Source organism: Cypionkella sp. (assembly GCF_036782355.1).
In the GTDB taxonomy this organism is placed as follows: domain Bacteria; phylum Pseudomonadota; class Alphaproteobacteria; order Rhodobacterales; family Rhodobacteraceae; genus Cypionkella.
This window is the reverse complement of the sequence record NZ_DAIPZF010000013.1, coordinates 17,977-38,858: the sequence shown is the minus strand read 5'-3', so window position 1 is coordinate 38,858 and position 20,882 is coordinate 17,977. Positions and strand designations below refer to the sequence as shown.

Annotated in this window: 20 protein-coding genes and 1 pseudogene; 10 read left to right on the top strand and 11 right to left on the bottom strand. The window is 60.5% G+C overall.

Annotated elements, in window-relative coordinates:
• Positions 1–116 precede the first annotated feature (116 nt).
• From lptF to V7Q10_RS15620, 7 genes are all read left to right on the top strand, one after another.
• A complete protein-coding gene (gene lptF, locus V7Q10_RS07005; RefSeq protein WP_333868350.1) occupies positions 117–1,238 on the top strand; it encodes an LPS export ABC transporter permease LptF in 1,122 nt (373 codons plus the stop codon).
• On the top strand, positions 1,235–2,317 hold the full coding sequence (gene lptG / locus V7Q10_RS07000) for an LPS export ABC transporter permease LptG (RefSeq protein WP_333868349.1): 1,083 nt from the start codon (positions 1,235–1,237) through the stop codon (positions 2,315–2,317). The genes lptF and lptG overlap by 4 nt, the downstream gene beginning before the upstream one ends.
• Positions 2,317–4,449: an LPS-assembly protein LptD gene (locus V7Q10_RS06995; RefSeq protein ID WP_333868348.1), complete on the top strand. Its 2,133-nt coding sequence runs from the start codon at positions 2,317–2,319 to the stop codon at positions 4,447–4,449. Before lptG ends, V7Q10_RS06995 begins: the two co-directional genes overlap by 1 nt.
• A 63-nt stretch (positions 4,450–4,512) precedes the next feature.
• Positions 4,513–5,712, top strand: a complete 1,200-nt coding sequence (locus tag V7Q10_RS06990; protein WP_333868347.1) for a peptidylprolyl isomerase — start codon at positions 4,513–4,515, stop codon at positions 5,710–5,712.
• Positions 5,709–6,680 (top strand): 4-hydroxythreonine-4-phosphate dehydrogenase PdxA, encoded by a 972-nt coding sequence (gene pdxA / locus V7Q10_RS06985; protein WP_333868346.1) that lies wholly within the window; start codon positions 5,709–5,711, stop codon positions 6,678–6,680. The genes V7Q10_RS06990 and pdxA overlap by 4 nt, the downstream gene beginning before the upstream one ends.
• Positions 6,681–6,698: 18 nt before the next feature.
• Positions 6,699–7,541, top strand: a complete 843-nt coding sequence (gene rsmA, locus V7Q10_RS06980) for a 16S rRNA (adenine(1518)-N(6)/adenine(1519)-N(6))-dimethyltransferase RsmA (RefSeq protein ID WP_333868345.1) — start codon at positions 6,699–6,701, stop codon at positions 7,539–7,541.
• A gap of 159 nt (positions 7,542–7,700) precedes the next feature.
• Positions 7,701–8,321 (top strand): pentapeptide repeat-containing protein, encoded by a 621-nt coding sequence (locus tag V7Q10_RS15620; RefSeq protein WP_442885834.1) that lies wholly within the window; start codon positions 7,701–7,703, stop codon positions 8,319–8,321.
• Here V7Q10_RS15620 and V7Q10_RS15615 read toward each other — a convergent pair.
• From V7Q10_RS15615 to V7Q10_RS06940, 8 genes and pseudogenes are all read right to left on the bottom strand, one after another.
• Positions 8,304–8,486 (bottom strand): annotated as a pseudogene (locus V7Q10_RS15615) (DUF4167 domain-containing protein); the annotation flags it as partial. The gene V7Q10_RS15620 and the pseudogene V7Q10_RS15615 sit on opposite strands and share 18 nt — an antisense overlap.
• 217 nt (positions 8,487–8,703) lie before the next feature.
• Positions 8,704–9,537 (bottom strand): peptide chain release factor N(5)-glutamine methyltransferase, encoded by an 834-nt coding sequence (gene prmC, locus V7Q10_RS06970; protein WP_333868343.1) that lies wholly within the window; start codon positions 9,535–9,537, stop codon positions 8,704–8,706.
• On the bottom strand, positions 9,534–10,589 hold the full coding sequence (prfA, locus tag V7Q10_RS06965) for a peptide chain release factor 1 (RefSeq protein WP_333868342.1): 1,056 nt from the start codon (positions 10,587–10,589) through the stop codon (positions 9,534–9,536). Before prfA ends, prmC begins: the two co-directional genes overlap by 4 nt.
• Before the next feature lie 54 nt (positions 10,590–10,643).
• Complete coding sequence (locus V7Q10_RS06960) at positions 10,644–11,210, bottom strand: CHAP domain-containing protein (protein WP_333868341.1); 567 nt, start codon at positions 11,208–11,210, stop codon at positions 10,644–10,646.
• A 125-nt stretch (positions 11,211–11,335) separates the two neighbouring features.
• A complete protein-coding gene (locus V7Q10_RS06955) occupies positions 11,336–11,767 on the bottom strand; it encodes a DUF1499 domain-containing protein (RefSeq protein ID WP_333868340.1) in 432 nt (143 codons plus the stop codon).
• Positions 11,764–12,729 carry an agmatinase gene (gene speB / locus V7Q10_RS06950; protein WP_333868391.1) on the bottom strand — a complete coding sequence of 322 codons (966 nt, stop codon included), beginning with the start codon at positions 12,727–12,729 and terminating at the stop codon, positions 11,764–11,766. Before speB ends, V7Q10_RS06955 begins: the two co-directional genes overlap by 4 nt.
• A 105-nt stretch (positions 12,730–12,834) precedes the next feature.
• The gene (locus V7Q10_RS06945; protein ID WP_333868339.1) at positions 12,835–14,232 is read right to left on the bottom strand and encodes an aminotransferase; all 1,398 of its coding nucleotides are present in this window, start codon (positions 14,230–14,232) and stop codon (positions 12,835–12,837) included.
• Between the two features lie 67 nt (positions 14,233–14,299).
• The gene (locus V7Q10_RS06940) at positions 14,300–15,463 is read right to left on the bottom strand and encodes a M20 aminoacylase family protein (protein WP_333868338.1); all 1,164 of its coding nucleotides are present in this window, start codon (positions 15,461–15,463) and stop codon (positions 14,300–14,302) included.
• A 54-nt stretch (positions 15,464–15,517) separates the two neighbouring features.
• On the opposite strand from V7Q10_RS06940, the gene mazG reads away from it, so the two are divergent.
• The 3 genes from mazG (at position 15,518) to V7Q10_RS06925 (ending at position 18,470) form a co-directional block, all read left to right on the top strand.
• Positions 15,518–16,357, top strand: coding sequence for a nucleoside triphosphate pyrophosphohydrolase (mazG, locus tag V7Q10_RS06935; protein ID WP_333868337.1), 840 nt, complete (start codon positions 15,518–15,520; stop codon positions 16,355–16,357).
• A gap of 79 nt (positions 16,358–16,436) precedes the next feature.
• Positions 16,437–17,444 carry a Fe(3+) ABC transporter substrate-binding protein gene (locus tag V7Q10_RS06930; protein ID WP_333868336.1) on the top strand — a complete coding sequence of 336 codons (1,008 nt, stop codon included), beginning with the start codon at positions 16,437–16,439 and terminating at the stop codon, positions 17,442–17,444.
• A 78-nt stretch (positions 17,445–17,522) separates the two neighbouring features.
• The gene (locus V7Q10_RS06925; RefSeq protein ID WP_333868335.1) at positions 17,523–18,470 is read left to right on the top strand and encodes a nucleoside hydrolase; all 948 of its coding nucleotides are present in this window, start codon (positions 17,523–17,525) and stop codon (positions 18,468–18,470) included.
• Between the two features lie 204 nt (positions 18,471–18,674).
• Here the strand turns inward: V7Q10_RS06925 and phoB are convergent, their stop codons facing one another.
• The 3 genes from phoB to pstB are packed head-to-tail and all read right to left on the bottom strand — an operon-like array spanning position 18,675 to position 20,872.
• Positions 18,675–19,364, bottom strand: coding sequence for a phosphate regulon transcriptional regulator PhoB (phoB, locus tag V7Q10_RS06920; protein WP_333868334.1), 690 nt, complete (start codon positions 19,362–19,364; stop codon positions 18,675–18,677).
• Positions 19,364–20,068, bottom strand: a complete 705-nt coding sequence (phoU, locus tag V7Q10_RS06915) for a phosphate signaling complex protein PhoU (RefSeq protein WP_333868333.1) — start codon at positions 20,066–20,068, stop codon at positions 19,364–19,366. Before phoU ends, phoB begins: the two co-directional genes overlap by 1 nt.
• Positions 20,069–20,077: 9 nt before the next feature.
• Positions 20,078–20,872 (bottom strand): phosphate ABC transporter ATP-binding protein PstB, encoded by a 795-nt coding sequence (gene pstB / locus V7Q10_RS06910; protein WP_333868332.1) that lies wholly within the window; start codon positions 20,870–20,872, stop codon positions 20,078–20,080.
• Positions 20,873–20,882 lie beyond the last annotated feature (10 nt).

Below are 20,882 nucleotides of genomic sequence, written 5' to 3'. Positions count from 1 at the left end.
ACCGGCGGGATTTGGGTCAAGGCTAGCGAAGGGGGGACGGAAAGGCCAGATATCAGTTTTCCCCGCGCGCGTTTTCAGCTAGCCTCTGCCAACACTTGATTAAGGTTTTCGCGCGCGTGACGAAATTTGACAAATATCTTCTGTCACAGTTGCTTACCCTTTTTGGATTCTTCTCGCTTGTGCTGGTGGCGGTCTATTGGATCAATCGGGCGGTGGGCCTGTTTGATCAATTGATCGGGGACGGGCAATCTGCCTTGGTTTTCTTGCAGTTTTCTCTGCTGACTCTGCCCAATGTCATTCGCTTGGTGCTGCCGGTCTCGGCCTTTGTGGCAGCGGTCTACTGTGCCAATCGGTTGATTTCGGACAGTGAATTGGTGGTGATGCAGGCGACGGGATTTTCCTCGTTTCGGCTGGCGCGGCCGGTGTTTGGCTTTGGGGTGATTGTGGCGGGGATGATGCTGATTCTGATGAATTGGCTGGTTCCGGCCAGCAGAACCGTCTTTGAAGAGCGCAGCGCCGAGATTTCCCAAGACTTAAGCGCGCAATTTCTGAAAGAGGGCGCGTTTTTGCATCCTTCGGCGGGGCTTACGCTTTATATTCGCGACATCAGCGCGCGGGGCGAACTGTTGGATCTGTTTCTAACCGATGAGCGCAGCAAGACCGAGCGGACAACCTATACCGCGCGGCGGGCATTGTTTTTGCGCGCCTCCGAAGGACCAAAGCTGCTGATGTTTAACGGCATGATGCAGACGCTTGATACCAAGACCGGACGGCTTTCGGTGACGCATTTTAGCGATTTCACCTATGATATGGCGGCGATGATCGCGCCGGCACAAAGCCGAAACCGGTCGCGGGCCGAGTTGTCAACGCGCGAGCTTCTTTATCCCACGCCGGCGGTTTTGCAAGAGACCCAATCCAGCGCCGCGGCCCTGCGCTTTGAGGGACACAGCCGCTTTGCCCAACCGTTGCTGGCGCTCTCTTCGGCGATGATCGGCTTTGCGTCGCTGTTGCTGGGGGCGTTTTCGCGCTTTGGGCTTTGGCGTCAGATTTTGGCGGCCACGGTGCTGCTGTTGGTGGTGCAATCGATCTCGACGGTGGCCACCAGTATTGGCGGCACAAGCGAAGATGGCTGGATCTTGGCATACGCCGCGCCAATGCTGGGGCTTTTGCTGGCGGGCGGCGAGCTGTGGGTCAGCCAAGCGCCGCGCCGCCTGCGCAGGTTGGGGGGGGCAGCATGATCCTAAGCCTGTATTTTGCACGCCGGTTTCTGGCGGTTTATCTCTTGGTCACGGCTGTCTTTACCGCCGTATTGCTGATGATTGATGTCATCGAGCAGCTGCGCAAAACCGGTGTAACCCTGACGATTGCGCTGTACCTTGCGCTGTTGAACGCGCCAGAAAGCCTGTATCAGATCCTGCCCTTGATCATTATCATCACCTCGATCGCGGTGTTTCTTGGCCTTGCACGTTCGTCCGAATTGGTGGTGGTGCGCGCCTCGGGCCGCTCGGGCCTGCGATTTTTGCTGGCCCCTGTCATCACGGCGCTGCTGATTGGCATGCTGTCGGTGGCGGTGTTCAACCCTTTGGTGGCGGCGACCTCAAAGCTTTATGATCGGCTAACAACCTTTGGCGCGGATTCGGGTTCGGTGCTGTCGATATCAGAGAATGGTCTGTGGATGCGGCAAGGCATGGGGCCGTTGCAATCAGTGATCAATGCCGCGCGCAGCAATCGCGATGGCAGCCAGTTGCAGCAGGTCAGCTTTCTGACCTTTGACGCAAGCGGCACCCCAACCCGCCGGATCGAGGCAAAACTTGCCAGCCTAGAGCCAGGGGCTTGGGCGCTGCAAGGCGTCAAGCAATGGGATTTGCAGGCCACAAACCCCGAGCAAAGCGCGCAGAGCCTCGCCACGCTTTCGCTGCCGACCGATCTGACCCTTGCCAAGATCAGCGAAGGCTTTGGCGCGCCCTCGACCGTGGCGTTTTGGAACCTGCCGCGCTATATCGCGGCGCTGCAACAGGCTGGATTTTCGGCGCGCAGCTATCAGGTCTGGTATCAGATGGAATTGGCACTGCCGCTTTTGTTGGCGGGGATGGTGCTGTTGGCGGCGGGCTTTACCATGCGACCGGCGCGCTTTGGCAAAACCGGACAGATGGTGCTTTGGGCGCTTTTGGGGGGATTTTTGATTTTCTTTCTGCGAAACTTTGCGCAAGTCTTGGGCGAGACTGGGCAGATCCCGATTGCACTTGCCGCCTGGGCCCCGCCCATCGCCACGGCCTTTCTGGCCCTGGGTCTGGTGCTGCATTTGGAGGATGGCTGATGCTGCGGCGTCTTTGGCTTTGCATCGGCCTTTTGGGCTTTGCCTCTGCGGCGGTGGCGCAAGATCAAGTGCGGCTGATTGCCGACAGCTTGCAGATCACCGATGCCCAAACGCTGGTGGCCCAAGGCCATGTCCAGGTGTTTTACCAAGGGAAAACCCTATCAGCACAATCGCTTGTTTATGATGAGACCGCGGATCGACTGCTGATCGAGGGCCCGATTGTGCTGTCTGACGGCAGTGCCAATAAGGTTTTGGCCAGCCAAGCCGATATGGCAGCCGATCTGACCGAGGGCATTCTGACTTCGGCGCGCTTGGTTTTGGCCGAGCAATTGCAGCTTGCTGCGGCCAATCTGCAACGGGTTGAAGGCCGCTATAGCGTGCTGAACAAGGTCGTCGCCTCGTCTTGCAAGATCTGCAAAGCCGGCGCCACCCCGCTGTGGGAGATCCGCGCCAAGCGGGTTGTGCATGACGCGCAAGGACAGCAGCTTTACTTTGACAACGCCCAGCTGCGCTTTGGCGGCATTCCGGTGTTCTATATCCCGCGCCTGCGCATGCCCGACCCGAATTTGCAGCGCACCACCGGTTTTCTGATGCCCTCGCTGCGCAGCAGCTCGCTTTTTGGCACCGGCCTGCGCCTGCCCTATTTCATCACCATCGGCAAAAGCCGCGATTTGACGCTGACGCCGTTCTTTTCCACCAAGGGCACCAAAACGCTTGAGTTTCGCTATCGCCAAGTCTTCAACAAGGGCAGCATCAGCCTGACAGGCAGCGGCAGCCGCGACTCTTTGCTTGAGGGGCGAAATCGCGGCTATATGCAGGCCACGGGCAATTTTGCTTTGCCGGCTGGGTTTTCGCTTGGCCTGCGTGGCGAGATCGTCTCGGACCCCGCCTATCTGCTGGACTACGGATATCCCGCAATCGACCGATTGGACAGCCGCGCCGAAATCAGCCGCACCAAGCGCAACGAATATATCTCGGGCCGTTTTATCAGCCTGCATTCGATCCGCGAAAGCGATTATAACGCCTCGCTGCCCTCTTTGGTTGGCGACATGACCTTTGCGCGGCGGTTTTCGCTGACACCGACCGGCGGCATGGGCAAGTTTCAGATCCAAGCCCATTCTCACGCCCGCAGCTCGACCGTCATCACCGACACCTATGCTGACGGCATCGCCGATGGCCGCGACCTAAGTCGGATTTCGCTGCGTGCCGATTGGCGGCGCAATTTCTACCTGTCAAACGGTCTGCAATTGGCGGTGCTGGGCGAGACGGCTGCCGATTTCTATACAATCTCGCAAGATGCGCTGTATCAGGGCTCGAAAACCCGCCTCCACGGCGCGGTGGCGACCGAGTTGCGCTGGCCTTGGGTGAAATCGCAAAGCGCGGGCGCAAGTCATCTGATCGAGCCGGTGGCGCAATTGGTTTTGGCCTCCAACAGCCGCAGCTCGATCCTGAATGAGGATTCGGTGCTGGTGGAATTTGACGAAGGCAACCTCTTTGCCCTCAGCCGCTTTCCCGGATCGGATGCGGTCGAGGATGGTGCGCGGGCGAATTTGGGGCTGAATTATCTGCGCAGCGATCCAAAGGGCTGGAGCCTTGGCGTTACCGCCGGCCGGGTGGTACGCGCAGATGACCCGCATCTGTTCAGCCCAGGCTCGGGTCTGAATGGGCTGCGCTCGAACTGGATGTTAGCCGCCCAGCTTGACACCTCCAAGCTCAAGCTGACCAATCGGCTGCTGTTCAACGATGATTTTGGCGTCACCAAGGCCGAGCTTGCCGCCCAACTGGCGGTGGCAAAACTGGGGCTGACGGTGGGCTATGTTCATACCGTCGCCGACCCAAGTGAATCGCGCAATATCCCCATTCGCGAAGCCACTCTGGCCTCGAGCTATGCACTGACCCGCAATTGGACCGGCAGCCTTGGCAGCCGCTATGATTTTGAAAGCAAGCGCATGGCCAATGCCAATGGCAGTTTGGTTTTCCGCAATGAATGTCTTTTGGTTGATCTTTCTCTCTCGCGTCGCTTCACCTCATCGACTAGTGTATCCCCAACAACGGATTTCGGCCTTTCGGTTGAACTTTTGGGATTTGGAGGCAGCTCTGCGGTGGGACCGGCACGCCAATGTCGCCGCTAGGGCTTTGACTGAAACCAATCCACGGTCAAAGCCGTGGTGCAAAGAAACGGATAACAGCAGGCGATGACACATTCTCGCGCAGTTTTTCGCAAGGTAACGCTGGCTTCGGCCTTGGTGCTGACAGCCTCTGTGGCGCAGGCGGGGCCGTTTTCGGCGGTAAAAATCGTCAACTCGCGCAGCGTGACGCAGTTTGAATACGATCAGCGGGTACAGTTCATGACGCTGCTGAACCAGCCGGGCGACCTGGCGCAGTTGGCGATGGAGACCTTGATCGACGACCGGCTGCGGCAAACGGCGGCGGCTGAATTCGGCATCAAACTCTCGACCGCCGATATCCAAGCCGGCATGGAAGAATTCGCTGGCCGTGCCAATCTTGACGCCGCCCAATTCACGCAAATCATCACGCAAGCTGGCATCGAGCCGCAGACCTTCCGCGACTTTGTCGAAACCGGCCTGTCGTGGCGCGAGGTGGTGCGCAGCAAATACGGGCCGCAGATTGCCATCTCTGAGGCAGCCATTGACCGCGCCATGGCCAGCTTTACCCCCTCGACCACGCTGATGCTGCGGATGTCTGTGATCGAAATTCCTGCGCTGGGCGAAAGCCGCGAGACCGGTTTGAAAGCCGCGCAAGACCTGCTGTTGCAGCTGAAATCCGGTGTCGATTTTGCCACTTTGGCGCGGGCAAACTCTAAAGGTCGCACGGCCGCACAGGGCGGCGCGCTAGACTGGGTCAAGCTTTCCGATCTGCCCAATGATGCCGCCGTTGCCGTACGCAGCTTGGGCGCGGGCAAGGTCTCGGATCTGGTGGTCTTGGACGATAAGGTGCTGATTTACCGTGTCGAAGAGCAAAAGCAAGATCTGCTGACCCCGAAGACCGAGGTGCTGGATTACGCCGAATTGCTGGTGGCGGATGACGCCGCAGCACTTGGCGCAGTGCGGGCCAATACCAGCAGCTGCAATGATCTTTATGCACTTGCCAAGGGTCTGCCCGAAGATCGGCTAAGGCGGCAAACCTTGCCGCTGGGCCAAGTGCCCAAGGACGAAGCCGCAGCCCTGTCTTTGCTGGATGCGGGCGAAAGCTCGACCGATCTGATGCGCAACGGCTATCGGGTGTTTTTAATGCTCTGCCGGCGTGGCCCTGCCGAAAGCGAACTGCCCTCGCGCGATGAGGTCAGATTGCAGCTGACCAACCAGCAATTGGGCGCACAGGCGCAAATCTATCTGGAAGAGCTGCGCAGCGAAGCCATTTTGCGCACGCCATGACTGCGGCAATCGCGCTAACCTGCGGCGAACCTGCGGGCGTGGGGCCAGAACTTGCGGTGGCCGCGCGACAGGCTTTGGGCGACAGCCTGCCGCTGTTCTGGATCGGCGACCCGCGGCATTTGCCCAAGGGCGCGGATTTCACCATCATTGACAGCCCCGCTCAGGCGGCCAAGGTGGCGCCCCGTTCTTTGCCGGTGCTGCGCCACGACTTTGCCTCAAAAGCCCAGTTTGGCCAACCCCAGCCTGAACACGCCAAGGATGTGATCGCGGTGATCGAACGTGCGGTGGCTTTGGTGCAATCGGGTCAGGCGGGCGGGGTTTGCACCGCACCGATCCACAAAAAGGCGCTGAAAGACGGCGCGGGCTTTGCCTTTCCCGGCCATACCGAATTTCTGGCGCATCTGGCGGGCGGCGTGCCTGTGGTGATGATGCTGGCAAGCCCTCTGCTGCGGGTGGTGCCGGTGACGATCCACATAGCGCTTGCCGATGTCGCCCAAGCGCTGACGCCTGATCTGCTGGAACAGACTCTGCGCATCACCCAAGCCGGTTTGCAGCGCGATTTCGGCCTGAAACACCCGCGCATTGCCGTGGCAGGGCTGAACCCACATGCAGGCGAAGGCGGCGCGATGGGGCATGAGGAAATCGCGCTGATCGCCCCTGTTCTGGACCGTTTGCGCGCCCAAGGCATGGATCTGATCGGCCCCGCCTCTGCCGATACGCTGTTTCACGCCCGCGCGCGGGCAGGCTATGATGTCGCGGTCTGCATGTATCACGACCAAGCCCTGATCCCGATCAAGACGCTGGATTTTGACGGCGGGGTCAATGTCACGCTGGGCCTGCCCTTCGTGCGCACCTCGCCCGATCATGGCACCGCCTTTGACATTGCGGGCAAGGGGCTTGCCAAGCCAGACAGCCTGATCGCGGCCTTGCGGCTTGCGGCCGAGATGGCGCAGGCACGGGCAAATTAACCGACAAAAGGAAGACCGATGGCGACGATAGACGGATTGCCGCCTCTGCGCGAGGTGATCAATACCCACGATTTGGTGGCCAAGAAACAGCTTGGGCAGAACTTTTTGCTGGATCTGAACCTGACCGCAAAGATCGCGCGCTGTGCGGGCGATCTGTCGGCCTGTGATGTGCTGGAAATCGGCCCCGGCCCCGGCGGTCTGACGCGCGGTCTGCTGGTCGAGGGGGCGCGGCGCGTGCTGGCGATTGAAAAAGACCCGCGCTGCATGCCCGCCTTGGCCGAGATCGCCGCCGCCTACCCCGGCCGTTTGCAAGCGCTGAACGCGGATGCGCTAGAGGTCGATGTGATGGCGCATCTGACCCCACCCGTGCGGGTGGTGGCCAATCTGCCCTATAACGTCGGCACCGAGCTGTTGATCCGCTGGCTGACGCCGCAAATCTGGCCGCCGTTTTGGCAAAGCCTGACGCTGATGTTCCAAAAAGAGGTGGCCGAGCGCATCGTTGCCAAGCCGCGCAGCGATCACTACGGCCGCTTGGCGCTGCTGGCGCAGTGGCGCTGCGATGCCAAGATCGTGATGCATCTGCCGCCCGAAGCCTTTACCCCGGCGCCAAAAGTGCATTCCGCCGTGGTGCATCTAACCCGCCTGCCCGAGCCGCGCTTTCCCGCCGATGAGGCGATTTTGCAGCGGCTGACCGCGATGGGCTTTAACCAAAGGCGCAAGATGCTGCGATCAAGCCTGAAGGGCATCGGCCCGCAGATCGAGGCGCAACTGCTTGAAGCAGGCATCCCGCCCACGGCGCGAGCCGAGGAAATCTCGCTGGAAAAATTCTGCGCGCTGTCGTTGATCGTGGCACGCGGCTAAAAGCAAAAGGCCCGCGATTTGCGGGCCCTTTGTTTATTCTACACTCTCTGATGCGCCTTCGACCTTGGGCTTGCGCGCACGCGGCGCGCGGGTGGTCTTGGCGGCATCGCCCTCGGGCTTGGGCGCGCGTGGCTTTGGCGCTGCGGTTGCCGTTGCGGCTTGCTCGACCTGTGCAACCAATTGCGCGGGCGATTCAAAGCGCAAAGGCTCTTGCACCTGCGCTGCGGCCACCGGCTGCTCGGCCGGGGTTTCGCTGCGCGGCTGCTGGTCGCGGCGGTTGTCACGCGGGCGGTCTTCGCGGGGTGTATCTGCGCGGGGACGGTCCTCACGCGCACGATCTTCACGCGCACGATCTTCACGGGGGCGGTCCTCACGCGGGCGATCATCCCGCGGACGCTCTTCGCGGGGGCGGTCATCGCGGCGGTTATCTTGACGGCGCGGCTGACCCTCTGGGCGCGGTTCGCGGCGGTTTTCATCGCGGCGAGGCTGCTGCTGCGGGCGCGGCGATTCTGGCAGATCGACCAAACCGGTGTCGCCATCGCCAATAAAGCCGCCAGCATAGGGCTGATCGCTGTCGCCTTGATCGTGCCGTTCGGCGCGGTAGTCATTGCGGTCATTGCGGTTTCCGCCATTGCCGTTGCCGTTGCCGTTTTGCGGCGCAGGCTGGCTTTGCTGGCGCTGCTCTTGCTCGGCGGCCATCTCGCGCTGCGCTTCGGCCAGCATGCGGGTGTAATGCTCGGCATGCTGCGAGAAATTCTCAGCCGCGACGCGGTCGTTTGAGCGCTGCGCATCGCCTGCCAGCATCTGATATTTTTCGATAATCTGCTGCGGAGTGCCGCGCACCTTGCCTTCGGGGCCAGAGCTGTCGAAGACGCGGTTGATGATATTGCCGAGGGTGCGCGGGCGGTTCGCCTTTGAACGCGAGCGTGACTTGGAAGATCGCATCTTGTCCTTTGATCCAGATTATCCGGTTTTGCTTACGCCTGATCCTTGCAAGATCGTGGGCCCGAAGGGCACAAGCGGTAATGACCGGGGTTGCGCGGTTCAGCGCCGAATGGCGCGGCTGCCGCGTGAGAACGACTAATCATATGGCAGCACGGCTGACAAGGAAAAACTTCTTAAAACCCAATCGAGCTGTACAAAAGCAGGGCAAAACCGCCCGTTATTGCGGCTTTAGGGCCGCAACAACACGGTCGCGGCCATCCAGATCTTGCAAAACCGCGACCTGATCAAAGCCGTGCTGGCTGAAAAAACCCGCAACGGCTGTGGCTTGGGTTGGGCCGATTTCCACCATCAGCCGCCCGCCTGCGCGCAGATGCGGCCCGGCTTTTGCGGCGATAATGCGGTAGGGCTGCAAGCCATCGCCGCCAGGTGTCAGGGCCAGATGCGGCTCCCAGTCGCGCACATCGCGCGCAAGATCAGCCATCTCGGCCGCAGCAATATAGGGCGGGTTCGACACGATCAGATCAAACTGCCCCTGCACGGCAGAAAACCAATCCGAAAGCTGAAAACTGGCGCGGCTTTGCACACCAAGGCTTTGCGCATTGCGCGCGGCAACGGCTAAAGCCGCGACCGAAATATCACACCCCACGCCTTGCGCTTCTGGTCTATCTGCCAGCAAAGACAACAAGATACAGCCCGTTCCTGTGCCCAGATCCAAGACCGTTTCAAACGGCTGCGCCAGTGCCGTTTGCACCAAAAGCTCGGTTTCCGGGCGCGGGTCCAGCGTGTCGCGGCTGACCGCAAAGCTGCGCCCCCAAAACAGCCGCTGGCCGGTGATCTGCGCAATCGGCTGATGGGCTGCGCGCGCGCCAAGCGCAAGCTCCAGCCGCGCCATGGCGTCGGGCGTCATCGCATCGGGCAGATGCAGCGTCACGCGGTCGGGGGCGATTTGCATGGCATGGGCCAGCAACAGCCTTGCGTCGCGCGCAGCCCCCGCGATGCCTGCCGCTGTCAGCTGCACCACCGCCGCGCGCAAAGCCTGCGCTGCGGTCATCCTTCCATCTCGGCCAATTTGCTGGCCTGATCATGGCTGACCAAGGCCTCCACCACCTCGCCCAGATCGCCCTGCATGATCTGCCCCAGCGAATAAAGCGTGAGGTTGATGCGGTGATCGGTCATCCGGCCTTGGGGGAAGTTATAGGTGCGGATGCGTTCCGACCGGTCGCCCGAACCAACCTGCGATTTCCGCTCGGCGGCGCGGGCATCATCGACGCGGGCGCGCTCTAGATCGAACAGCCGCGCGCGCAGCACCTGCATGGCAATCTCGCGGTTGCGGTGCTGTGATTTTTGCGCCGAGACCACGATAATGCCGGTGGGCAAATGGGTGATCCGCACCGCCGAGTCGGTGGTGTTAACGTGCTGCCCCCCCGCGCCAGAGGCCCGCATGGTATCAATACGGATGTCCGACTGCGGGATCACCAGATCGACCTCTTCGGCTTCGGGCAGCACGGCGACGGTGGCGGCAGAGGTATGCACCCTGCCCTGCGCCTCGGTTTCCGGCACCCGCTGCACGCGGTGCACGCCCGATTCGAACTTTAGCTTCGAGAACACGCCAGCGCCCGCGATATGCACCGAGACCTCTTTGATACCGCCCAGCTCGCTGTCTTGCTGCTCGAGGATCTCAAAGCTCCACCCCATCCGCTCGCAATAGCGCTGATACATCCGCAACAGATCGCCGGCAAAAAGCGCTGCCTCATCGCCGCCGGTACCGGGGCGAATTTCCAAGATCGCAGGGCGCGCGTCGGCTGCATCTTTCGGCAACAGCGCGATTTGCAGCCTTTGTTCCATTTCAGGAATGCGTGCGCGCAGCTTTGGGATCTCGTCTTCGGCCAAGGCGCGCATTTCGGGATCGGCCAGCAACAGCTCGGCCTCGGCCAAATCATCCAAAGCGCGGCGATAATCCACAATCTCATCCGCAACCGGCTTAAGATCGGAATATTCGCGGCTTAGGGTTGCGATTTCAGCAGGCGAGGCGCCGGCATTCAGCTTTGCTTCGAGAAACTCGAAACGCTGGGTGATTTGGGCAAGTTTTTCTAAAGGAACCATGGCGTGGGTTTGAAGAAATCCGCGCCTCTGGTCAAGGCCTCAGACGCGCTGGCCTTACTGCACGCGGCTGGAGCGGATAAAGCCATCCACTGGATAGACGCGGCCCAGATCTTCGCCGTTGCTGGCCACCCGCACCGCCGACCAATCGCCCTTGGACGAGACATCAATCACCTTCATGCCCAGCGAGATTTTGCTGCGGTTCCAATTGGCATGATCGACCAAAATCTCACGATCCGACAGCACCTGCGAGACCACAGCAACATGGCCCATCGGCAGCTTGCGCGTGGATTTAAACGCCATGACCGAGCCCACCAACGGATCGTGGCCGCGCGCATAGGTATTATGCGCCTGCCGCCACCAAGTGCCTGCATTGCCGCGCAAATCTACCCCGCTTGCATCGCGTGCAAAGGGCACGCACCACAGACGTTTTCCTTGCGACTTCAGCGCTTTGGCATTGCTGATTGCAGTTGCAAGCAAGGGCGCTTCTGGCTGGCTTGCAACGGGCGAGGTGTCGAACATATTCATCTGCTTTGGCGCCGCACAGCCCGAAACAAGCACGCCGCAGCCCAAAAGCACTGCAAACCGCAGGGCCGATTTGGATTTGAAAAGACCTTGGACCATCTACCACCCTAAGTATCGCAGCCGACAAAACACCGTTTTGGCCGCTTCACATTGGAGTGATATTCCCTGTTGCGTGACTTATGGCAACAGAGTGAAATATTTCGTGGCAAAAATCCGCCCAAAGCCTAAAGCTGCGCGATCCATTGGCGCAGACGTTTGGCATTAACCCCCAGATCAGAGCTGCCAAAGCGCAGGCGGGCAAAGATCACCAGACCCTCGCCCTGCACTTGTGCGGTGGTGTAATCGGGAAAGCCCCAGATCAGGCTGCGGGTCTCCCAGGTGATCCGCCCTTCGGCGAGGGATCCCGCAAGACGGCGGGTGCGCGGGGTGGCCATGGCAATCGCGTCCAGTTGCGCCAAATCGCCGTGGCGCAGGTCGATATAGGCGCCGCCTTCCAGCACCGCCACCTGATCAGGGCTCAGGGCTGCCATCGCCTGCGGCCGCTCTGAAAGATCAATATTCCAATCTGCCGCCTTGGTCGGGGCAAAGCGCACATAGGCCATAAGCCCCAAACCCAATACAGCAACAACGCCCAGCAACCACATGAATTTGCTCATCTTTGTGTCTTGGCCCAATGATAAAGACAGATCAGCTCATGCGCCACATGTGCCCCGGCAATCGCGGTCGCGCCGCTGGTGTCATAGGCGGGCGAGACCTCGACAATATCGCCGCCAACCATATTGATGCCCGCCAGATCGCGCAGCGCAGCCGCCGCCTGCCAGCTGTGCAAGCCCCCCCAAACCGGCGTGCCCGTGCCCGGCGCGGCAGAGGGGTCCAGACAGTCGATGTCAAAGGTCACATAGGTCGGATTTTGCCCGACAATCGCCTTGGCCCGCGCCACCGCATAGGCGACGCCCTTTTCATGCACCGTGCGCGCGTCGATGAATTCCACCCCCAGATAATCGTCGCAATGGGTGCGAATGCCGATTTGCACGCTGGTTTTCGGGTCAATAATCCCCGTCTTGACCGCCTTGTAGAAAAACGTGCCGTGGTCGATCCGCTCCATATCATCGTCTTGCCAGAGGTCAGAATGCGCGTCGAAATGGATCACCGACATCGGGCCGAATTTCTCGGCATAGGCGCGCAGGATCGGCAGGGTGATGAAATGATCGCCCCCCAAAGTCACCGTGCCCGCGCCTGCGGCCAGAATGCCGCGGATATGCGCGGTCAAAAGCCCCGGAAAGCTGGGGGTATGGGCGTAATCAAAGGCGCAATCGCCGTAGTCGATGATGTTCATCGCCTCCAGCGGGTTGGTCGGCCAGCCGTAGGGCGGATCAAAGGGCTGCAAGGCGCTGGCCTCGCGGATCGCCCGCGGGCCAAAGCGGGTGCCCGTGCGGTGGGTGACGGCTTGGTCAAAGGCCACCCCGGTGATCGCCAGATCAACGCCGGTCAGATCCTTGGTATAGCTGCGCCGCAAGAAAGAGGTCGCGCCCGAAAAGGCGTTCTCAAAGGCAAGCCCGCGCTGTGATGTGCGGGTGAAAGCGGTGTCGATTTCGGTCTTTGCGTCTTCTAAGGCCATCATGCTCTCGGATGTCAGTCAGCGTCGTCCTTATCCGCAAACGGGCCGGAGACGCAGCAGATCCGGTGGCCTCACGATCCTTTTGCCGCCCGGCTTTGTCAAGCCTTAGCCAAGCCGCAGGCCCTCGCGCACCAGATCATCGGTCACTTGGGTGATGGCGGCCGACAGGGTTTCGGCAATGAAATCGACATCGCTTTCGCTGATGATCAAGGGCGGCGACATCACGTTCAGATGCCCCATCGGCCGCACGATCAGCCCCATGCTTTCCGCCACATCCGAAATGCGCTTGGATTCGTTCACCCCCTCGGGCAGCGGCACTTTGGTACGCTTGTCCGAGACACTTTCGACACAAAGCATAAGCCCACGCCCACGCACATTGCCGATCAGCGGCAGATCTTCCAGCGCCTTCATCCGGCTTTGGAAATAGCTGCCAACCTTGGTGGCATTGGCCAAAAGCCCCTCGCGCTCCATGATCTCGATGTTCTTCAGGCCGGCGGCGCAAGACACCGGATGGCCCGAATAGGTCAGCCCGGTGGTGAACCACCGCTGCCCGCCTTCGGCCATCACCGCCCAAATCCGGTCCGACAAAATCAGCGCCCCCAAGGGCAGATAGCCCGAGGTCAGCCCCTTGGCCGAGGTGATCATATCAGGCTGCACGCCAAATTCGGCAAGGCTTGCAAACCAATGGCCAAGCCGGCCAAAGGCGGTGACAACCTCGTCGGCGATGAACAAAATCTCGTGCTGCTGGCAGATTTGCCAGATGCGAAACAGATAGCCTTCGGGCGGAATGATAATGCCGCCAGAGGCTTGGATCGGTTCGGCAATAAAGCCGCCGATGCGATCGGCGCCGACACGCGCAATCAGCGCCTCGAATTCCGCCACCAGATCGTCGCAGAACTGCGCCTCGGTCATGCCTTCGGGGCGGCGATAGGGGTTGGGGCAGCGCAGATGGTGGATGCCTTCGGTTTTATAGCGAAACTCTTCGATGCGGTCGCCGTCGCGCTTGCCCACCGATTGCGTCAGATAGGTCGAGCCGTGGTAGGATTGCTCGCGCGCGACGATATCGGTTTTGTGGGGATAGCCGCGCGCGTGCTGGTAATAAGACACCACCCGCACCGCAGTATCCACCGCCGTCGAGCCGCCAGTGGTGAAATGCACCCGGTTCAGATCGCCCGGCGCCAGCTCTGCCAGCCTGCCCGCCAGCCGCGCCGAAGGATCGTTGGTCATATCGACAAAGGTGTTAGAGAAGGCCAAACGCTCGGCCTGTTCGGCAATCGCATCAGCCATTTCGCGCCGCCCAAGCCCGATATTGGTGCACCACATCCCGCCCACGGCGTCAAAATACTGCCGCCCCTCGGCATCCCAAAGCTGCGCGCCCTGCCCGCGGGTGATCACCAAAGAGCCGGTCTTCTCGAAAGGGCCAAAGTTTGCCCAAGGGTGCAGCACATGCGCGCGGTCAAGCTCGAAGGCGGATTGGTTGGCACCGGCGGCAGCGGTCTGCATGGCATACTCCCTTGGATTTTGCCAAAGGATAGCCATTCACAGCGAAAACGCCAGAGTTTTGATCAAATTAAGCCAGCGGCTGCGCCTGTTCCACCAAACGCGCAAAGAAAGACGCGCCAATCGGGGCGGCCTCGTCGTTGAAGTTATAGGCGGGGTGGTGCAGCCCTGCGTTCGGGCCGATGCCCATAAACAGATAGGCCCCCGCCCGTGCTTCAAGCATATAAGAGAAATCCTCGGAGCCCATTTCGCGCCCTGCATTGGCGTTTACGGCATCGGGCCCCGAAATCTCGGTCGCCACGCGCGCGGCAAAGGCCGCATTGGCGGGATGGTTGATCGTGGCCGGATAGCCCCAGTCATAGTCGATCTGCGCCTGCACGTTATAGGCCAGCGCATGACCTTCCACGATCTCGTAGATCCGGCGTTTCAACAGCGCGCGCACCTCGGGTTTAAAGCAGCGGATGGTGGCGCAGAACATCGCCTCTTCTGGAATGACATTCGAGGCCGTGCCCGCATGCACCATGGTGACCGAGATCACGGCTTCATCCATCGCAAAGACATTGCGCGGGATGATGGTCTGCACTGCGGCAACCATCCCCACCAAGGCCACCACCGGATCAATACATTCATGCGGATTGGCCCCATGGCCACCCTTGCCCACCAGCCGCACGGTCGCGGTGTCAACCGAAGCCATCAGCGCGCCGGGCGTGGTCAGAAAATGCCCAAGCGGAATATTGGGCGCATTGTGAATGCCGTAGACGCTGGCAATCGCAAAGCGGTCCATCATGCCCTCTTGCACCATCACCATGCCGCCCGCGCCGTCTTCCTCGGCGGGCTGAAAGATCAGCGCCACCCGCCCTGCAAAGCGCCGCGTCTCGGCCAGATATTTCGCGGCCCCCAGCAGCATGGTGACATGGCCATCATGGCCGCAAGCATGCATCTTGCCCGCCACCGTCGAGGCATAGTCAACCCCGGTGATTTCCTGCATCGGCAGCGCGTCCATATCGGCGCGCAGGCCAATGGTTGGCCCCTCGCCCTGGCCGTTGATGATCGCCACGATGCCGCTTTGCGCGATGCCGGTGTGGATCTCATCGACCCCAATCTCGCGCAGACGCTCCGCGATATAGGCGGCGGTCTGGTGACAATCGAAGGAAAGCTCTGGATGCGCGTGCAAATACTGCCGCCAGCCCTTCATTTCCTCGGCATAAGAGGCGATACGATTAAGGACGGGCATAGGGGTCTCCTGTTAACTGCTCTTTGATCAAATCTTATCTTGAAAGGATCAGCAATGCCCTTTTCGAAAACCGCTTCTGATGCGCTGATCCAAGATGCCAATGGCGGCATGCCGCGCCTGCTTGAGATCATGCGGCGGCTGCGCGACCCTGCCAGCGGCTGCCCTTGGGATATTGAACAAACCTTTGACAGCATCGCGCCCTATACGCTGGAAGAGGCGCATGAGGTCGCCGATGCGATTGCGCGCAGGGCCTATGACGAGCTGCCGTCGGAATTGGGCGATCTGCTGTTTCAGGCGGTGTTTCACGCCCAGATGGCGCAGGACGCGGGGCTGTTTGGCTTTGACGATGTGGTTCGGGCGATTTGCGACAAGATGGTGGCGCGGCATCCGCATGTCTTTGGCGACGCCTCGCGCGATAAATCTGCCGAACAGCAGACCCGCGATTGGGAACAGATCAAGGCGGCCGAGCGCGGGGCTGCGCGGGTGCTGGACGGTGTCGCCCTTGGCCTGCCCGCGCTGACCCGCGCGGTCAAGCTGCAAAAGCGCGCGGCTCGGGTGGGCTTTGACTGGCCCAGCACCGATGAGGTTCTGGCCAAGCTGATCGAAGAGGCCGCCGAATTGGTCGAGGCGCGCGACAGTCTGACCCAAGCCGAAGTCGAGGAAGAATTTGGCGATCTGATGTTCGTGATGGCCAATCTGGCGCGGCATCTGCAGATCGACCCCGAAGCGGCGCTGCGGGCGACAAATGCCAAATTCAGCCGCCGCTTTGGCCGGATCGAGGATTTTCTGGCCGAAGCCGGTCGCAGCCCATCGCAAAGCGATCTGGCCGAGATGGACGCGCTTTGGAACCGCGCCAAGGCCGAGGAAAAGGCGGCTAAGGCAGGCAAAAAGTAAAAAGTGTTTTAGTCAGGTATTGACAGACCCCCACCAAGCGGGTCTAACAGCGCCATAACCTGACCAAAGGACTCAACAAATGACTTTTCAGCGCCCGCTCTTCGCCCTTGCCCTTGCGGGCTTTGCCCTGCCCGCCTGCGCCGAAGAGGTGAACATCTATTCCCACCGCCAGCCCGAATTGATCCAACCGCTGCTGGATGCCTTTACCGCCGAAACCGGCATCGCGGTGAATGTGGCCTTTGTCGATAAGGGCATGGCCGAGCGTCTGACAGCGGAAGGCGACCGCTCGCCCGCCGATCTGATCCTGACGGTGGATGTGGCGCGGCTGATCGATGTGGTGGGCGCGGGCGTGACGCAAGCTGTCAGCTCGGCCACGCTTGACCAAAACATTCCAGCCGCGTTTCGCGACCCGCAAGGCCAGTGGTTTGGCCTGACCAGCCGCGCACGGATCGTCTATGCCAGCAAAGATCGGGTAAACCCCGCCGAAATCACCAGCTATGAGGATCTGGCCGATCCGAAATGGCAGGGCCGGCTGTGCATGCGCTCGGGCACCAATGATTACAACCTTGCCCTGACTGCCGCTGTTCTGGCGCATCACGACGCGGATTATACCAAGGCTTGGCTAGAAGGCGTCAAGGCCAATCTGGCGCGCAAACCCACCGGCGGCGACCGCGATCAGGTCAAGGCGATCTGGGCCGGCGAATGCGACATTGCCATTGGCAATACCTATTACATGGGCGAAATGCTGGCGGATCCTGCGCAGGCCGAATGGGCCAATGCAGTGCAGATCTTGTTTCCAACCTTTGCAGCGGGCGGCACGCATCTGAACATCTCTGGCGTGGCGATGACCAAGGCAGCCCCGCACCGCGCCGCGGCCCTCCAGCTGATGGAATGGCTGTCTTCGGATGCCGCGCAACAGATCTATGCCGAGACCAACTATGAATTTCCGGTCAAGGATGGGGTTGCGCGCTCGGCTCTGGTGCAAAGCTGGGGCAGCTTTACGCCTGATGACATCCCGCTTGCCGAAGTTGCCGCCAAACGCCCCGAAGCACTGCGCCTGACCGAAGAGGTCGATTTCGACAACTAACACCCGCAGATTTTGATTTTGACCGGATGGACAAAGCTCCTGCAATGGCGTTTGCTGATGCCAAAGCAGGAGCAAAACATGATCCCTCATCCGCGTAAAATCATCATCGACACCGACCCCGGTCAGGACGACGCCTTTGCGATTTTGCTCGCGCTTGCCAGTCCGGCCGAGGTCGAGGTGCTGGGCATTGTGGCGGTGGCGGGCAATGTGCCGCTGGCGCTGACGCAAAAGAACACCCGGATGATCTGCGAGCTGGCGGGCAAGCCGCAGACCAAGGTTTTTGCCGGTTGTGATCGCCCCTTGCAGCGCAAATTGGTCACCGCAGAGCATGTGCATGGCAAAACCGGCCTTGATGGCCCGATCCTGCCCGAGCCGGTGATGGCGCTGCAAGACCAACACGGCGTTGATTTTATCATTGAAACCCTGCGCCGCGAACCTGCGGGCACGGTGACGCTCTGCCCGCTTGGGCCGCTGACCAATATAGCGCAGGCGTTTTTGCAGGCCCCCGATGTGATCGCGCGGGTGCAAGAGATCGTGCTGATGGGGGGCGCCTATTTTCAGGTTGGCAACATCACCCCTGCCGCCGAGTTCAACATCTATGTCGACCCCGAGGCTGCGGCGATTGTTTTCAAATCTGGCGTGCCCTTGGTGGTGATGCCGCTGGATGTGACGCATAAGGTGCTGACCACCCGCGCGCGGGTCGAAGCCTTTCGTGCCATCGGCAGCCCTGTGGGCCGCGTCGCCGCAGATTGGGCCGATTTCTTTGAACGCTTTGACAAAGAAAAATACGGATCCGACGGCGGCCCGCTGCATGACCCGACAGTGATCGCCTATCTGATCCAGCCCGATCTGTTCAAAGGCCGCCATATCAACGTCGAGATCGAAACCCAATCCGAGCTGACGCTTGGCATGACCGTCGCCGACTGGTGGGGGGTAACGGATCGGCCTGCCAATGCCTATTTCATAGGAGATGTCGATGCGCAGGGCTTTTTTGATCTTTTGACCGAAAGGCTGGCGCGGCTGTAGGCTTTATGCTGGCGGATTTGCGCTACGAGCGCGGCGCTGCACTGCCACGCCCGTAGCGGCCCCTTTGACCCAGCGCAACGCGAGGCTGGGTGAACCCGCGCGCAACAGCCATGAAGCAGCGATAGATAAACGCAGCTGCCTTACGCCGGTTGCACGCCATATTTACATATTTGTAAGAAAACCGCTGGCGCTGGGGTCCAGATCCTAGCCAAGCGCATAGCCGGCGCCGCGCACGGTGCGCAGCACATCTTCGCCGCCCTGCGCGCAAAGCGATTTGCGCAGGCGCCCGATATGCACATCGACCGTGCGGGTATCGACATAGATGTCGCGGCCCCAAACCCGGTCCAGCAGGGTCTCTCGGCTAAACACCCGTCCGGGTTTTTCCATAAAGGTGGCCAGCAGGCGAAATTCGGTTGGCCCCAGTTTCAGCAGATCCTCGCCGCGATGCACGCGGTGGGTTTCGGTATCAAGCCGTATGTCCTGCCATTCCAACACCAGCCCTGCAGTTGCAGGCCGGGTGCGGCGCAGTTGTGCGCGCAGACGCGCCATCAGCTCTGAAACTGAATAGGGTTTGATGACATAATCATCAGCGCCAGTTTCCAAACCGCGCACTTTATCAACATCTTCCGAGCGCGCCGACAGCATGATGATCGGGATCGACCGCGTCTCGGGGCGGGCTTTCAGACGGCGGCAAACCTCGATACCCGATACATGCGGCATCATCCAATCCAGCAAGATCAGATCGGGGGCGCCTTCGGCAATCAGCGCCAAAGCGTCTTCGCCATTATCGGCAGCCTGCACCTCGAAGCCTTCGGCTTCAAGGTTATAGGTCAAAACCGCGCGTTGCGCCGGTTCATCCTCGACCAAAAGTACGACGGGAACCGGACCAGCCATCAGTCTTCGCCCCCAGCAAGCCCAGCCTTGGGACGCATATCTTCGGGCATCGAGCCTGTGGTCAGATAGATCACCTGCTCGGCAATCGTGGTGGCATGGTCGCCCACACGTTCAATATTCTTGGCAATAAAATGCAGATGCATACAGGCCGAGATATTGCGCGGGTCTTCCATCATAAAGGTCAGAAACTCGCGAAAGAGCGCGTTGTACATCTGATCCACTTCTTGGTCGCGCAGACGCACATCGGCGGCCAGACCCGCATCGCGGGTGACAAAGGCATCCAGCGCGTCTTTCAGCAAGATGCTGACCTGCCGCGCCATCCGCCGCACCGAGCCAGAGGCACCCGGGATCGGCGACATCGCGGTCAACACAGGCGTGCGCTTGGCAAGGTTCTTGGCGTAATCGCCGCAGCGTTCAAGGCTGCCTGCGATCTTCATCACCGTCAGCACCGTGCGCAGATCGGTGGCAATCGGCGCGCGCAGCGCAATCACCCGCGCACATTCGGCGTTGATCGATTCTTCCAGCGCGTCAATGGCCGCATCGCCGCGCCGCACCTGTTCGGCCAAAGCGTCGTCTTGGGTATCCAGCGCTTGGGCGGCATCGGCCAGCGCCTGTTCGACCAGACCGCCCATCCGCATGATAAGGGCTTGCACGGCCTCGAGGTCGCGGTCAAAGGCGCTGGCGATATGGGGATCTTTGATCATGGTCGCTCCTTAGCCGATCCGGCCGGAAATATAGGATTCAGTGCGCGGGTCTTGCGGATTGGTGAAAATCTGGCCGGTTTCGCCAAATTCAACCAGGTTCCCAAGGTGGAAAAACGCGGTGCGCTGCGACACGCGCGCGGCCTGCTGCATCGAGTGGGTGACGATCACCACCGAAAACTGGCTGCGCAGCTCGTCGATCAGCTCTTCGACTTGCGCGGTGGCAATCGGGTCAAGCGCGGAACAAGGCTCGTCCATCAACAGCACTTCGGGGCTGGTGGCGATGGCGCGCGCAATGCACAGACGCTGTTGCTGACCGCCCGAAAGCCCGGTGCCAGGCGAGAGCAGCCGGTCTTTGACCTCGTTCCACAGCGCCGCCTTGCGCAGACAGGATTCGACGATCTCGTCCAGCTCGGCCTTGTTGCGGGTCAGGCCGTGGATTTTGGGGCCATAGGCGACATTGTCATAGATCGACTTTGGAAACGGGTTCGGCTTTTGAAACACCATGCCGATGCGGGCGCGCAATTGCACCGGATCGACGCGCGGATCGTAGATATCCTCGCCTTCCAGCGTGATCGAGCCTTCAACGCGGCAGGAGTCGATGGTGTCATTCATCCGGTTGATGCAGCGCAGAAACGTTGATTTGCCACAGCCCGAGGGGCCGATGAAGGCGGTGACGGTCTTGTCAAAAATATCAACATCGACGTCTTTGATGGCGTGGTTGCTGCCATAATAGACCTGCGCCTTGCGGGCCTGAATTTTGATGGTGTGACTGTCCACGCGGCTCTCCAATCTTTGGTCTTTCATTTTGGTTTCC

Excerpts from the sequence above, each read along its gene's own strand:
- V7Q10_RS06960 (WP_333868341.1), bottom strand. The coding sequence starts at position 11,210 with ATGGTCCAAGGTCTTTTCAAATCCAAATCGGCCCTGCGGTTTGCAGTG.
- lptG (WP_333868349.1), top strand. The coding sequence starts at position 1,235 with ATGATCCTAAGCCTGTATTTTGCACGCCGGTTTCTGGCGGTTTATCTC.
- V7Q10_RS06940 (WP_333868338.1), bottom strand. The coding sequence starts at position 15,463 with ATGCCCGTCCTTAATCGTATCGCCTCTTATGCCGAGGAAATGAAGGGC.
- rsmA (WP_333868345.1), top strand. The coding sequence starts at position 6,699 with ATGGCGACGATAGACGGATTGCCGCCTCTGCGCGAGGTGATCAATACC.
- speB (WP_333868391.1), bottom strand. The coding sequence starts at position 12,729 with ATGGCCTTAGAAGACGCAAAGACCGAAATCGACACCGCTTTCACCCGC.
- prfA (WP_333868342.1), bottom strand. The coding sequence starts at position 10,589 with ATGGTTCCTTTAGAAAAACTTGCCCAAATCACCCAGCGTTTCGAGTTT.
- V7Q10_RS06930 (WP_333868336.1), top strand. The coding sequence starts at position 16,437 with ATGACTTTTCAGCGCCCGCTCTTCGCCCTTGCCCTTGCGGGCTTTGCC.
- mazG (WP_333868337.1), top strand. The coding sequence starts at position 15,518 with ATGCCCTTTTCGAAAACCGCTTCTGATGCGCTGATCCAAGATGCCAAT.
- phoU (WP_333868333.1), bottom strand. The coding sequence starts at position 20,068 with ATGATCAAAGATCCCCATATCGCCAGCGCCTTTGACCGCGACCTCGAG.
- V7Q10_RS06925 (WP_333868335.1), top strand. The coding sequence starts at position 17,523 with ATGATCCCTCATCCGCGTAAAATCATCATCGACACCGACCCCGGTCAG.
- V7Q10_RS06990 (WP_333868347.1), top strand. The coding sequence starts at position 4,513 with ATGACACATTCTCGCGCAGTTTTTCGCAAGGTAACGCTGGCTTCGGCC.
- pdxA (WP_333868346.1), top strand. The coding sequence starts at position 5,709 with ATGACTGCGGCAATCGCGCTAACCTGCGGCGAACCTGCGGGCGTGGGG.
- V7Q10_RS06995 (WP_333868348.1), top strand. The coding sequence starts at position 2,317 with ATGCTGCGGCGTCTTTGGCTTTGCATCGGCCTTTTGGGCTTTGCCTCT.
- pstB (WP_333868332.1), bottom strand. The coding sequence starts at position 20,872 with ATGAAAGACCAAAGATTGGAGAGCCGCGTGGACAGTCACACCATCAAA.
- prmC (WP_333868343.1), bottom strand. The coding sequence starts at position 9,537 with ATGACCGCAGCGCAGGCTTTGCGCGCGGCGGTGGTGCAGCTGACAGCG.
- V7Q10_RS06945 (WP_333868339.1), bottom strand. The coding sequence starts at position 14,232 with ATGCAGACCGCTGCCGCCGGTGCCAACCAATCCGCCTTCGAGCTTGAC.
- phoB (WP_333868334.1), bottom strand. The coding sequence starts at position 19,364 with ATGGCTGGTCCGGTTCCCGTCGTACTTTTGGTCGAGGATGAACCGGCG.
- V7Q10_RS06955 (WP_333868340.1), bottom strand. The coding sequence starts at position 11,767 with ATGAGCAAATTCATGTGGTTGCTGGGCGTTGTTGCTGTATTGGGTTTG.